Here is a 12,802-nt window from a genome sequence, read left to right as displayed (position 1 = left end):
GCCATGCTTGTCGACAGAAGGGGTCAGCGCGGCCAGGAAACTGGCAGCGCAAACCTTCCGATTGGTTTTAGGCGAAGCGTTAAGAGCTCCCCCGCCTCTCAGCAAGGGGAGCCACAATTCCTGCCTATTCGGGGCGCGGAATGCCGAACTTGCTCGGATCGTTCGGCGCAGCGCCGCTGTCGAACTGTTGCCAGGCATTGATCGAGAGGAAAGGAAGCGCTGTCTTCGCCGCCTCTTCACCATGGGTCGCCTTGAAGAGCGCGCCGCGCTCGGCGGCATGCTTCTTCATCACCTCGGAGTTGGCGATCTCCTCACTCCACACCTTGTCCATCGCGTCGAGCACCTCTTTGGGTGCATCGGCGGGGATAAAAATACCGAAGAAGTTGGGTGCGCTGGCCACCTCTGGCAACCAGTCGGTCACCGGCGGAACCGTGCCATAGCCCTGAAGCTCGAGCGGCTGATCGGCAATCACCGCGAGAGGCTTGAGCCGCCCGGCGCGGATCATGTCCACCTGCTCCGTTGCCGTCTGGGCCGTAAACTGCGTTTCACCCGACACCGTCGAGATCACGGCAGGATTGCCGCCCTCATAGACGATCTGGCGAAACTTGATGCCTGATGCGGCCTTTTCGAGCGCCTGCATGGAGATGGCGGTGGCGGAGGAAAGTCCGCCCGAGGAAACCGTGATCGGCTCGCTCGCCGACTTCATGGCTTCCAGAAGATCGCCAAAGTTCTCCCATTCGCTGTCGGCGCGCACCGACACGAGGCCCGGATTGGCCACATGGAGATAAAGCCGCCATTGATCAAGCGTCGCATCCAGGGTTCCGAAAACCGGATAGGCGCCGAGATCGGCGGCTGCGCCCGCGGCCATGGTCATGCCGTCGTGCGGGGCCTCCCAGACCGCACGGGTGCCGACGGAGCCCGATGCACCCGGCTGATTGATGATCACGAAGTTCTGGCCGAAGGCCTTGCTGAGTTCGCCGGCAACAACGCGAGTGACCGTGTCCGTGGACCCCCCGGCGGACCACGGAACGATGATCGTCACGGGCTCGGTCGGCTTCCACTCCTCGGCAATGGCTGGCACGGCAAGAAATGCAGACGCTGCGAAAGCCGCAGAAATCCAGCTTTTGGCAAGTTTTTTGCTCTTCATTTTGTTCCCCTAATTAAACAAACAGTTAGATAATTAGTGACGTGTTTTAACTTTCTGTCAAGGGCTTTTGTGGCCGTCGGGCACGCTTCTGCCCGTGCTTCAAAGGCTGCTGGGAGCGCACCTTTGAAGGGATTGTTGGAGAATTTCCGCGACGATCGGGTCATCACAGTGGGCAACGTTGAAGCGCATGAAACTGGTCGCAGTCTGCGAAGCGCTGAACACGTTCCCCGGCGCAAGAACAACACCTTTGGCCAGGCTCGTGCGCGCCACGTCGGCGGAATCGTAACCGTCTGGCAACCGGCACCAGAGGTAGAAGCCCCCGCGTGGCATCAGCCAGGGTTCGATGCCGAGGGGGCGCAGCGTGTCGACGGTTTTCTGCCTTGCGCCCGCAAGGCGTCGGCGCAACCCTTCCATGTGCTTGCGATAGCTTCCACTCGCCAAAACACCGCTGATCAACTGCGCCGCCACCGGGCTCGGACCTCCAAAACTGGTCGCTACCTGCAGGTCCACAAGGTCAGCGATCCAGTCTGGCCGGGCGGCGATATAGCCGCAGCGTGCCGATGCCGAGAGCGTCTTGGAAAAACTGCCTATACGGATCACGCGGTTGAGCCCGTCCAATGCCGCCAATCTCACTGAAGGTTCGGGCTCGAAATCTGCGAAGATGTCGTCTTCGACAATAATCAGATCATGGGCAGCAGCTTCATTGAGCAAACGATGTGCCGTATTCGCGGAGAGCGTCGCCCCCGTGGGATTGTGAAGTGCCGAGTTGGTGAGATAGAGGCGCGGACGTTCCGCAGCGAGCGTTGCCTCAAAGGAAGGAATATCCGGTCCCGAGCGGGTATAGGGAACGCTGACAACCTTCACTTGGTGCGCGCGCAACAGGGCTCGAAAGTTGAAGTAGCAGGGATCATCGACCAGAACGGTATCGCCGGGCCGAAGAAAGAAGCGACACACGAGATCCACCGCTTGCGTGCCAGATCCTGCCAGCATGAGCTGCTCGGAAAATACTTCGATACCTTCGTCGGCAAAGCGCCCCATCAGGAGACGACGCAGCGCAATCGAGCCGCGGGTGCTACCATAATCCGATAAAACCGGCCCCTCTCCCCTGGCGACGTTCCTCAATGCGCGACGCAAGTCCTCATGGGGCATCCAATCCGCCGGAAGCCAGCCGCAGCCGGGTTTGACAGTCGTAGGGTCAGCATCAAGCGACTGGCGAGACACCCAGAAAGGATCGACGGCACGCTCCGTTCGAGGCAGATCCTCCGCCAGTGTCAGTGGTGGCAGGGCGGTGGTGGATACGTAGAACCCCGAACCCCGCTTGGCGCGAATATCCCCGTCCGCCGCGAGCCGGTCATAGGCTTCGACGACCGTGGAGGGGGAAACCTGCATGGTTTTCGCAAAAGCCCGGATTGACGGCAGCCTGTCCCCTGGGCCGAGTGCGCGGTTCGCGATTTTTCCCCGGATCGCCTTCATCACATCCAAAGTACGCGCGCCCTTTGCACTGAAATTCTGCTGCCTACCGCTCAACTGTGTGGCCCTTTTGATCAATACGATTTCAAGAAATTGTAATGGTTTGTAGCTGCCGGCACCACAGAGAATTGCCTATGGCTGTGACGGAAAGCGAGGTAAGATGGAAAAAGCAGAAACATCGGTTGCAGGCTGGGGCAGCGGCTTCTTCGGCATTGTCATCTTCAGCGGTTCGCTGCCTGCAACGCGGGTCGCGGTGGCGGACTTTTCGCCGCTGTTTCTGACATCAGCGCGAGCAGTCATTGCGGCGCTGCTCGGCGCTGCCCTGCTCGCAAGTTTGCGGCAGGCGCGGCCGCAGCCTTCAGATGTCTTGTCTCTTGTGGTCGTTTCGGCTGGGGTTGTGATCGGGTTTCCGTTGTTGACAGCGCTCGCGCTTCAGCATGTTACGTCTGCGCACTCGATGGTCTTCATCGGATTGTTGCCGCTCGCGACAGCCATATTCGGCGTTCTGCGTGGTGGAGAGCGGCCGAAACCGATGTTCTGGCTGTTTTCCTGCATGGGAAGCGTAACAGTGGCCGTCTTCGCGCTTTCCAATGGCGGGGCAAGATCGCTCACCGGTGATTTTCTGATGATTGCAGCGATCATTCTGTGCGGTCTTGGCTATGCGGAAGGCGCAAGACTGTCACGTCGTCTGGGCGGATGGCAGGTTATTTCGTGGGCGCTTGTTCTCTCGGCTCCCATGATGCTGGTGCTGTCGCTTTTAACCCTTCCCTCCTCATGGGAGAGCATTACGGCACCTGCTTGGCTGAGCCTCGCCTACGTGTCCATCTTTTCCATGCTGGTGGGCTTTGTGTTCTGGTATCGCGGGCTTGCCTTGGGCGGCATAGCGGGCGTCGGACAGTTGCAACTGCTCCAACCGTTCTTCGGTCTCTGTCTCGCGGGCATTCTGTTGGACGAGCCCATCGAAGTGACCATGATCGCCGCCACCGGGCTGATCGTCATTTTCGTGGCGTTTGCGAAGAGGTTTGCCTGACGTGGTGGGAAGCCCCGGGCCCTTTCCCTTCAGAGAGCTCCCCTGAGACGTCAAGCTGAATGCAGGCGCCTTGTTGGATAGCGCATCAGCGGGTGCGAGCGCGTGTCTCCAAAACAGGCCGAACACAACTTGCATGGAAGCATCGCCGTCAGCACGACCTGGCGCAAGCGGCGGACAGCTGTCTGTTTCACGAAGCGGGCGTGGTACAAGAATGCGCTCGCCGAGCAAACGGAAGCGGCCGCAACGTAGGTCGGCTGTCCGCCCTTGCCCGGACGTTGCCCGGACGCTACCCGGACGTGCCCGCACCGGCCCGGTCACCGGGGCGCTGCGGCCCAACCGCCCGCGGATCCGACCTGACCTGTCCGACTTGGTCTCCCATCCGGCACGGCCGCCTGGACGGCGTCTGAGGTCGGCGCTGGTTCAGGCAGACTGCCCGGCGCGCATCCTGCGACGGTTCATCTTCCACCAGACACGATAGGCCTCAAGCAGGGCAAGCGGGCCAAAGTGAACCAGCGCCGGCCCGATGCCGCCCCAGTCATGCAGCGCCGCCCAGTGGAGCAGTGTCAGGACGGCGGCGGCATAGACAAGCCGTTGCAGTGACTTCCAGGTCGATCCCAGCTTGCGGACCCAGCCATCCGTCGACGTGACGGCAAGCGGCACCAGGATGAGGAAGGCCAGCCAGCCGGTCCAGATATAGAGCTTCGACAATTCGCTGCCAGTAAAGGCGACCACGCCCTCGTCGACCAGATAGAGAACGGTGTGCAGCGCCGCGTAGCCGAAGGCGGCAACCCCCAGATAGCGGCGGCGCTTCATCAGCCAGCGCGGCCAGCGCCAATCCTTGAACAGCATCATGAGTGGCGTGATCATCATCGAAATGATCATGAACCGTGCCGCGAATTCTCCAGACGGGTGCAGGACGTTCCTGACCGCCTCGAGATCGCCCGAACCCAGGCCGAGCAGCATCGGGATAACGGGCAGGCTGAGCAACACCCAGAATGCGTAGGGATGGTTCAGAAACGTTGTTAGCGCTTTCATGGGAGGTCTCCGGTTCAGGTTGTCCGCTCTCTACACCGCAACGCGGCGTTTCCGCCGGGGTCACGAGCGTTCTTGAAGCGAAAGAAGGTGTCGCGAAAGCGCGGCACGAACAGCAGTGCCAGGAACACCCGCTCAAGCCCGCTGGAGCGGGACTTGGACGACGGTTGGGCAGATGTCATGGAGATCTCCGGTCTTCTCATGGCGGGCAGGCTGCGGATCACGCCTTCAGCGACCAGAAGTAGTCGTTCCAGGTCACATGCGGGCGGCCCGCGACCGCCTCGAAATCGCCGGGCTTGTGAAAGGCGCCGAGACGTATTCCGTCGTAGATCCCGCCGATGATCGGCCCGAAGAACGGACCAAGTTCGGCGGTCCGGTCAGCGACATATTCTTCGGATGTCATGCGGCGATAGGTCAGACTTGTGCCGAAAGTGGCGTTCAGATGCTCGGCCAGTTCGATCTGCGTGATCGACGTGCCGTGCAGGTCGACGACCTTTCCGTCAAATTCCGGACGTGTCAGCAGCCTTGCATAGGCAAAGCCGAGTTCGGGCCGTGTCGTATACCCACATTTGCCATCGCCCGCGCTGTTGGCAATCTCGCCCTTTGCGCGGTAGATGTCGATATAGTCGACATCCGGCTCGATATAGATGCCGTTCCGCCCGATGGCCCAGATCAGTCCGCTGGCGCGAATGTCGGCCTCGGTCTGGCGGTTGCTTTGCACGACGGGCGAAAAGGCGGTTCCCTGCTCCATCCCTTGGATGCTGGTATAGACGATCTTTTTCACTCCTGCGGCTTTCGCGGCGGTGATCACGTTGCGGTGCTGGCCTATACGCGCGTCCGGCGCGGCCATGCCCGAGACCAATAGAACCGTGTCGACTCCGGCGAGCGCTGCCGCAAGTTCATCGGGCTTGTCATAGTCCCCGGCGCGGACCTCGATGCCCAGGTCCTGCGAGCGTTCGGGCGTTCGTGCGAGCCCTATAACCGGCCCGGCCTCGGGCATTGCGATCAGGTTCCTGGCGATCTCGCGCCCGAGTTGTCCGGAAACGGCAGTGACGGCGATGGTCATTTTATTGATCCTTCCCTTGAAATCGTGCGCCGGCATCCGAAGGCGCCGGCGTCTTTTCGATTGATCGCCTTATCGGCTCGAGAGTTGGCGCAGCGCGCCCGCCCAATCCTCGACGTGCCAGGACCGGGCAATGACACCGTCCTGCATCTCGTGGATGTCGATCGTCATGATGTCAAAGCTGCGGCCTTGCCCGTCGACACCAAAGAACTGGGCAACCGGTGTGCCGGTGGCGCGGCTGCGCACCGTGACGAAATTGCCATCCTGGTGCATCGCCTCGATCTGCCAGTTCAGGTCGGGAATGAGTTGGCCGAAGCCGCCCATCTGGCCCAGGAAGGCATCGCGCGATTTGGTTGCGCCGGAATAGTCGCCGACACTTTCCCAGGTGTCGGCGGTCGCGGCCTGAAAGGCGGCAATCTCCTCCGCGCTGCCCGGATTGCTCAACAGGTCGTAAAACGCAGTCACGCTGGCGGTATCGTCGGCAAAGGCACCGGTAGCAGCCATGGCCAGCGCGGCGGACGCGATGAGGGTCTTGAGGGTCACGGTCATTTCCTTTTCGTGACGAGGGCTTCTGTCAGGCTCAGACGGTAGCGGCGTGATTTTCTCCGGACGCTGAACGCCACCGGATTTCCGGATTTTCCCGGAACGCAAATCGGAGGAGGTGATCGGCGATCACGTGCTGCAAACGGTCGAGGGCGTCGACTTCGCCGGTCACGCTGAGGGTCAGCGTATCGCCGTTCGCGGTCAGGTCACAGGTCCCGAACGGCAACGTGATGCTTCCGTCGGTGGTCGTGAACGTCACGGGCACCTTGTGGCCGAAATGCTTGCAAAGTTGCTGCAAGTAGATGCTTGCGCGGGCGGTGGTGATCGTCGCGATGGTTGTGGGCATTGGCTTTCTCCGGTGGTCTGAAAAACAGATAGACCAGTCGCCTTCTTTCGATTAGGTGGAGTTTTCGAGAATTACTCTTCTACAAGATGGAAAGATGATCGACGACTACCGCAACCTGGCTCTCTTCGTCGCGATCGCCGACACGGGAAGCCTGAGTGCCGCAGGTCGGCGGCTGAAACTATCGACATCTGTGGTCAGTCATCATCTCTCCCGGCTCGAGGCGAGGCTTGGCGTCGCTCTCTTCTTCCGTTCGACCCGGTCGATGTCGCTGACGCCGGAAGGCCGTATGGCGCTCGACGCCGCCCGCCGCATGGTTGCCGCCGGGGAAGAGGCGCTCGATGCGCTCAGTGCGACCAGCGGCGAGCCGGTTGGATCCCTTCGGATCGCGTTGCCGGCCTTCGGCGAACGAACCCGCCTCCGGCAGGCGCTCTGGAGCTTCGTCAAGCAGCACCCGATGGTCGCAATCACCCTGCACAGCAGCGACGCGCCGGCCGATCTGATCGGGGATGGGTTCGATCTGGCAATCCGGCTGGGGACGCTGGCGGACAGCAGCCTGAAGAGCCGGCGCATCGGCGATTTCGGTCGGGTTCTCGTCGCTTCGCGCGACTACATGGCCGGGCGGCAATGGCCCGGAGCCGTCGCGGAACTCGCAGCTCTCGATTTTATCGGCGTCACCACGATCGGCGACCGCATCACCCTCATCGGCAAGGACGAATCCGTCACTTTCGAGCCAGAGAAGGTCCGGCTCGAGGTGGACACGATCGCTTCGGCTAAATCCGCCGTCGTCGCGGGTCTTGGCCTGCGAGCCCTGCCGCTCAGCGAGGTCGCGGACGAGATCGCATCGGGAGAACTGGTCCGGGTTCTTCCGGATTGGTCTCTTCCGGTCCTGGGCATCCACGCCGTCTGGCCGGACAGTGGCCCGCAAAAGGCGCTGACCCGTCGTTTGATCGATCATTTCCTCGCTGACCGCAGCGCGTTGATGGCGTGATCGGCTCAGGCGGCGAGAAGTTCCTCGAGTGCGGCCATGAGCTCGGCGACCGCACCTTTGTCTGCCGTCGCCTGGTGAGACACGGCGAACCGCCCGCTGTCATTGTCGAAATACTGCCCCGAAGCATCGGCAAACTCCTCCGACAGGGCGGCCCGGCGCAGGATGTCGGCGCCGATCCGCAGGTCGTTGCCCGCCACACCGAAGCCTTCCTTCACCATCTTCGAGGCCAGCATCGAGCCGGGATTCACGGCGACAAAGACCGGCCCGTCCGGGTGTTGCCGGGCCATGTCCTGCGTCCAGATGGTGAGGGCCAGCTTGCTTTGCGCATAGGCCCCCATGTGGTCCAGCGCAACTGCGCCGCGCAGGGCGCGAAGATCAACCGGCGCCTGGGCTGCTGAAGACAGGTTCACGACGCGGCCATCGACGGGGATGATCGGCAGCAGAGCCTGCGTCAGCAACAAGGGAGCGAGGGTGTTCACCACGAAGCGAAGGTCTAGCCCCTGCTCCGTTCGTGTCTGCGATGTCTTGAAGACGCCCGCATTGTTGATCAGGACATCCAGCCTGTCGTGACGCTTGCGGATCGCCGCGGCCAGCGCGCGCACCTCGTCCAGCCTTGACAGATCTGCAAGATATGTTTCGGGGCTGCCGCCGACTTCACGCGCGGCGACCGCCAGCTTGTCGGCGCTTCGCCCGTGCAGAAGGATCTTGTGCCCCTCGGCCGCCAGCGTCCGGGCCGTCAGAAGCCCGATGCCATCGGTTGCACCGGTTAAAAGAATGGTTTTGGTCATGATACGTCCTCTGCATTGGAGAAGTCTGGCAGCAGCGCTCCGGCCAGGCGATGCATCGTGTCTTCTATATCGGCGCCGTTGAAGCGCAGATTCAAGGCGACATGGTTGATGCCGAGGTCGCGCAGCTCACTCAGATAGCGCCGCAGGAAATCCGTTCCAGATCTGAAACCCAGGTGGATCGGGCGTGGCGGGGTATTGGGCGGAACGACAAGATCCACATAGAGCGACTGCATCACCGGCTTGTCCCGCAGCCCGGCCTCGGCGAGGCGCAAACGATAGTTGGCGACCACCCTGCCCTGCTCGGCGGCATCGCGCGGATAGGTCATCCAGCCGTCGCCGTTTTGCGCTACCCACTCCGGCGATTGGCGGCTGCCGCCGGTAACCAGCAGCGGCAAGCGCCCGGCGACCGGTTTCGGCAGCATGTCGATGTCTCCCGACAGAATGCCCTGCGCCGTGGCGATGCGCGGATAATCTTCGGCCATTGCGCGAATATAGTCCATGCTGTCGCGAAACCGGGCACCGCGGTCTGGAAAGGACATGTTCAGCGCCGGATATTCCTCGGGCCGATCTCCGGAAGCAACGCCCAGGAGCAACCGCCCGCCTGACAGCACATCGGCCGAGGCGGCGGCCTTGGCCACATGCGCGGGATGCCGCAGCGGCAGCACCACGCTGGCCACCCCGAGTGCAATGTCCTGCGTAGCCATCGCCAGCGCAGCCAGATAGACGAAGGGATCAAAGACCTGCCCCGCATCGCCGAAGGACGGCACGTTGAATGGCACATCGCGCAGCCACAGCGCTGCAAAGCCCAAAGCATCAGCCAATCGGGCCCGCTCGATATGGCGGGTCAGGTCGGGAACCGGGTCCTGGCCATGCGTGTCCAGCGGCACCACCAGCCCGATGCTCAGCCCCCCGGGGCGGAACACCGCGTTATAGGCCCGGTTCATGCTCTCGAAGCTCCGGGTCCCGGAATTGTTCAGCATGGTTTCTCTCCGTCTACCTCAAAACTGTGCCAGCGCCCGGCTTTCGATGCTCTTGCTGATCATCGTCGCGCTGGATGGCACCATGCGCGACCGACGAACGCCCAAGATTGTCGTGGATGTTGAAAAGACCACCTCTTGCGCACCGAGGGCCTGACGCCAAGGCCCCGTCAACTCGCCGTCATCGAATCCGTGCTGATCGCCGCGAGCACCGAAACTGGTGACCTTCGAGGGTGCCTCGGCAAAGGCGAATGTGTCGGTTTCGAAGCCGCCCGAGGTGTTTTTCGCCCTGAGAGCCGTCAACATGACCTCGTGGCGATCGGTTCCGGAAGGCACGGTGCCGGAGATCCGGCCGGCGTCGATCTCGAACGCTCGCCGCCCCGGTTCGCGGACCTAACAACTGCCCGTCCCGGTGGACGACATCGCGTTTTTTTTGGTGAACCCGGGCCCGGCCGGATTGTCTCCGGGCGGGCCCGTTCATTTAGGCAAGGTCGTCCTTGCCTTCGATCAGGTAGTGGTGGCTGACCGAGCCGTCGGTCCGTGCCGCCAGGTGTGGGGCATAGGCCTCGTCGGCCATGAAGGCCTCGGCATTTGCCTTCGATGGCCATTCGATGATGATGCGGAGTGCGGCCGGCTGTTCGTCGCCTTCCACCTGTTCGTGGGACGCCGTGCGTGCCAGATACCTGCCGCCATGTGTCGCGACACGCGCGTTGGCGGTGGGCAGGTAGCCGGGGATCCAGTCGTCAGCGGTCGGGGTGACGTCAAGAACGGAATAGTAGCTCATATGAAAGACTAGTTTTCTGGATGGAAGTGAGTATGCGCGTCAGAACCAGCTGACGGTTTGCGCCATGGTGCGGCGGGTCTTCGGGAATTCCGGATCCTTGGCCCGGTAGCCGAAGGCGAACATCACCGCCGGCTTCCAGCTGGCGGTATCGACGCCGAAATGGTCTCTCAACGTCTCCGTGGTCCGAGCCATGTCGAAGCCCTCGATCGGGCAGCTGTCTATGCCCATGAGAGCCCCGGCTGTCATCATGTTGGCGAGAACGATATAAGCCTGCTTGCCCGCCCAGTCGGAGATCTGGCGGTCGGTGGTGATGTCGTGGTCGGTCGCCTGGAACTTGCCATAGGCGCCATTGAAGATCTCGATCACTTCATCCGGCAGGTTTTTGACGTTGCGGTAGTGATCTTGCAGATAGTCCGACCCGGCCGTCATCGTCTGGGCGGTGCTGGCGAGGATGATGCCGAAATGGCTCGCCGTTCCCAATTGGCCGGTGGAGCCGCTCATCATGCCATTCGCTCCCCAGGAATATTCGCGGAACAACTCACGTTTCTCCGGCGTCTGGATGACCAGAACCTTGAAGGGCTCGTGACCGAACGACGTGGGTGACAGGCGCGCGGCTTCCAGGATCGTCTGGAACGCGGCTGCGTCGATCTTGCGTTCGGCGTCGAAAACCTTGGTGGCATGACGGAAATTGAAGGCTTCGATGATCTGCGTCTGGATGTCGGGGGTGATTTTGGTGATTGCGTTCATGGCTTGGTCCAAGGATTTCGTGTTTGTTACCCTCCATATATTCCTTGCCATGACAGATGAAATCGCCTCAAATAGGAGTTCAGTTTTTGGTTTTTGGATATAATTAGATGGACACTGCCAGTCTGCGCCTGTTTGTGATGGCCGCCGAACGGCTCAACATCAGCGCCGCCGGGCGCGATCTGGGTCTTGCACCGGCGGTTGCGAGCGCCCGCCTTGCAAAGCTGGAGAACGAGCTGGGCGTCGAGTTGTTGCGCCGCACCACCCGAAGGGTATCCCTGTCGCTTGAGGGAACGGATTTCCTGCCTTATGCGCGCGAAATTCTCGCACAGGCGGACGCGGCGCGCGCAGCCCTCGGCGGATCGGAAACGGCGGCGAAGGGTACCCTGCGCTTTGCCGCGCCCAGCAGTTTCGCGCAATTGCACATCATGCCCCTTTTGCCTGAGTTTCAGGCTCTCTATCCCGACCTCATTCTGGATCTTCGCCTGTCCGACAAGCAGGTCGATGCCATTGAAGGCAGCTTCGATCTCGCGCTGCGCAGCGCCCCTTTGGCCGACAGCAGCCTCAAGGGGCGAAAGCTGGCGGATGACACGCGCGTACTTTGCGCCTCGCCGGCCTATCTTGCGACAAATGGCACACCCAGGACCATTTCTGAGCTGGCGGGGCACCGGTTCATCGCTTGGAGCAATCTGAACGTAAGGGAACTGATCGACGGCGACGGCGCGCTGGCGGAGCTGAACCCCGCGCAGATGGTTTGCCGAACCATTGTGGATGACGGTGACGCGCAACGCGAGGCGACCATCGCGGGTGCGGGCTTGTCGATAAACTCGCTTTGGAGTGCCGCGCATGAGATCCGCTCCGGCCGATTGGTTCACGTCCTCCCCGAGTGGCGGCTGAACGACCGGTCTGTGCTTTGGTTGGTCTATCCGCGCTCGAACGTGCTCACTCCCAAAACCCGGCTCTTCATCGACTTCCTGATCATGCGTTTGGGGCGGGGGTTCGCGCTCGATCAGACAAAGCCTTAGTTTCTCGCGCTGGAGCGATGCGTCTCCACATCCTCCCTGAACAATCATTCGCGACCGCCGCCGCGGTAGCGCCATTGTTCATGGAGTTCCGGGGGCTCAGAAGCAGGCTTCGGTCGGAATGTCGGTGTCGCTGCTGTTGGGGTCGGCGAGATGCTTGAGGGTCAAGGCATTCGTCGTGTTCGCGGATGGGAACCTCGCACCCAGGTGGCGATGCGGTTCGCGCCGAAATGCGGCTGGAGCGGGAAGGACCAAACCGCGCATCTCGCCAGCGGGCCGCGTTGGGTGGCTTCCGACAGACGCTATCGTGGATGCAACGGTTCGACCACCAACCCTTCAGTTTGCGACCTTCACCTGGAACGTGGAGGATATTGGCACGCCATCGAGCGCCCATTCGCTGTGGTCGTTGGCGTTAAGGGTGACGGTTACCTCGTTCAGGCCGGGCTTCAACAACTTGGCGGGCAGGTGAAACCATTGCCCATAGACCCGGCTGATCTTCATGCCATTGACGTAGATGTGGGCGTGGCCTTCGTTGTCCTGCACCTCGCGGTTAATGTCCGCCGGGGTGAAGGCGAAGTTGACCGGCAGGATTTGCACATTGTAGCCATCCATCACGTCAGGAAACATCAGGTGGGTGACACTGGGCACCGGCCCGTCCGGGGCAACTTCACGCGGGGGGTGGCTATGCTCCGCCATGGCGTTCATTTGCATGCGCGCCGTTGCGGGGCTGTTTGTGTCTGAGGTCATCTCCATCGCGTTGACGGATTGGAGTGGAGGCGTGTCGCCCCCTTGGACCAAGGGCAGAATAGCCATCAGGGCGACGCCAAACGACGCCCCGATCACGGCATATGCCAGTTTTTCCATTGGT

The 12,802-nt window shown here is 61.7% G+C and carries 15 protein-coding genes; 3 read left to right on the top strand and 12 right to left on the bottom strand.

The features are described 5' to 3' along the window. Positions 1–124: 124 nt before the first annotated feature. The gene (locus KW403_RS17390) at positions 125–1,147 is read right to left on the bottom strand and encodes a Bug family tripartite tricarboxylate transporter substrate binding protein (RefSeq protein WP_223020668.1); all 1,023 of its coding nucleotides are present in this window, start codon (positions 1,145–1,147) and stop codon (positions 125–127) included. 99 nt (positions 1,148–1,246) lie between these two features. Further along, positions 1,247–2,620, bottom strand: a complete 1,374-nt coding sequence (locus tag KW403_RS17385) for an aminotransferase-like domain-containing protein (RefSeq protein ID WP_223022628.1) — start codon at positions 2,618–2,620, stop codon at positions 1,247–1,249. 157 nt (positions 2,621–2,777) lie between these two features. Between KW403_RS17385 and KW403_RS17380 the strand changes: the two genes are divergently transcribed. Continuing rightward, a complete protein-coding gene (locus KW403_RS17380; protein ID WP_223020667.1) occupies positions 2,778–3,647 on the top strand; it encodes a DMT family transporter in 870 nt (289 codons plus the stop codon). A 420-nt stretch (positions 3,648–4,067) separates the two neighbouring features. Here KW403_RS17380 and KW403_RS17375 read toward each other — a convergent pair whose 3' ends face one another. The 4 genes from KW403_RS17375 to KW403_RS17360 all read right to left on the bottom strand — a co-directional run bounded on the left by KW403_RS17375 (position 4,068) and on the right by KW403_RS17360 (position 6,631). Then, complete coding sequence (locus KW403_RS17375) at positions 4,068–4,682, bottom strand: protein-methionine-sulfoxide reductase heme-binding subunit MsrQ (RefSeq protein ID WP_223020666.1); 615 nt, start codon at positions 4,680–4,682, stop codon at positions 4,068–4,070. 217 nt (positions 4,683–4,899) lie between these two features. Then, the gene (locus KW403_RS17370; RefSeq protein WP_223020665.1) at positions 4,900–5,745 is read right to left on the bottom strand and encodes an NAD(P)H-binding protein; all 846 of its coding nucleotides are present in this window, start codon (positions 5,743–5,745) and stop codon (positions 4,900–4,902) included. Between the two features lie 69 nt (positions 5,746–5,814). Beyond that, complete coding sequence (locus KW403_RS17365) at positions 5,815–6,291, bottom strand: ester cyclase (RefSeq protein WP_246637827.1); 477 nt, start codon at positions 6,289–6,291, stop codon at positions 5,815–5,817. 31 nt (positions 6,292–6,322) lie between these two features. Further along, positions 6,323–6,631: a DUF2218 domain-containing protein gene (locus KW403_RS17360; protein ID WP_223020664.1), complete on the bottom strand. Its 309-nt coding sequence runs from the start codon at positions 6,629–6,631 to the stop codon at positions 6,323–6,325. A gap of 94 nt (positions 6,632–6,725) precedes the next feature. Here KW403_RS17360 and KW403_RS17355 point away from each other — a divergent pair, with 94 nt between their 5' ends. Beyond that, positions 6,726–7,619: a LysR family transcriptional regulator gene (locus tag KW403_RS17355; protein WP_223020663.1), complete on the top strand. Its 894-nt coding sequence runs from the start codon at positions 6,726–6,728 to the stop codon at positions 7,617–7,619. A 5-nt stretch (positions 7,620–7,624) separates the two neighbouring features. Here the strand turns inward: KW403_RS17355 and KW403_RS17350 are convergent, their stop codons facing one another. From KW403_RS17350 to KW403_RS17330, 5 genes are all read right to left on the bottom strand, one after another. Then, positions 7,625–8,407, bottom strand: a complete 783-nt coding sequence (locus KW403_RS17350) for an SDR family NAD(P)-dependent oxidoreductase (RefSeq protein WP_223020662.1) — start codon at positions 8,405–8,407, stop codon at positions 7,625–7,627. Beyond that, entirely contained in the window at positions 8,404–9,387 is a 984-nt protein-coding gene (locus KW403_RS17345) for an LLM class oxidoreductase (RefSeq protein ID WP_223020661.1), read from the bottom strand. The genes KW403_RS17350 and KW403_RS17345 overlap by 4 nt, the downstream gene beginning before the upstream one ends. Positions 9,388–9,405: 18 nt before the next feature. Beyond that, positions 9,406–9,720: a hypothetical protein gene (locus KW403_RS17340; protein WP_223020660.1), complete on the bottom strand. Its 315-nt coding sequence runs from the start codon at positions 9,718–9,720 to the stop codon at positions 9,406–9,408. Between the two features lie 145 nt (positions 9,721–9,865). Then, on the bottom strand, positions 9,866–10,168 hold the full coding sequence (locus KW403_RS17335; protein WP_223020659.1) for a DUF1330 domain-containing protein: 303 nt from the start codon (positions 10,166–10,168) through the stop codon (positions 9,866–9,868). A 39-nt stretch (positions 10,169–10,207) separates the two neighbouring features. After that, the gene (locus KW403_RS17330; RefSeq protein ID WP_223020658.1) at positions 10,208–10,915 is read right to left on the bottom strand and encodes an NAD(P)H-dependent oxidoreductase; all 708 of its coding nucleotides are present in this window, start codon (positions 10,913–10,915) and stop codon (positions 10,208–10,210) included. Positions 10,916–11,022: 107 nt separating this feature from the next. On the opposite strand from KW403_RS17330, the gene KW403_RS17325 reads away from it, so the two are divergent. Next, a complete protein-coding gene (locus KW403_RS17325) occupies positions 11,023–11,937 on the top strand; it encodes a LysR family transcriptional regulator (RefSeq protein WP_223020657.1) in 915 nt (304 codons plus the stop codon). Positions 11,938–12,270: 333 nt separating this feature from the next. Here the strand turns inward: KW403_RS17325 and KW403_RS17320 are convergent, their stop codons facing one another. Continuing rightward, positions 12,271–12,798, bottom strand: coding sequence for a hypothetical protein (locus KW403_RS17320; protein WP_223020656.1), 528 nt, complete (start codon positions 12,796–12,798; stop codon positions 12,271–12,273). Positions 12,799–12,802: the final 4 nt, after the last annotated feature.

It is taken from the genome of Nitratireductor kimnyeongensis (assembly GCF_019891395.1).
Taxonomy (GTDB): Bacteria; Pseudomonadota; Alphaproteobacteria; order Rhizobiales; family Rhizobiaceae; genus Nitratireductor; species Nitratireductor kimnyeongensis.
This window is presented reverse-complemented; position numbering and strand designations above follow the sequence as displayed.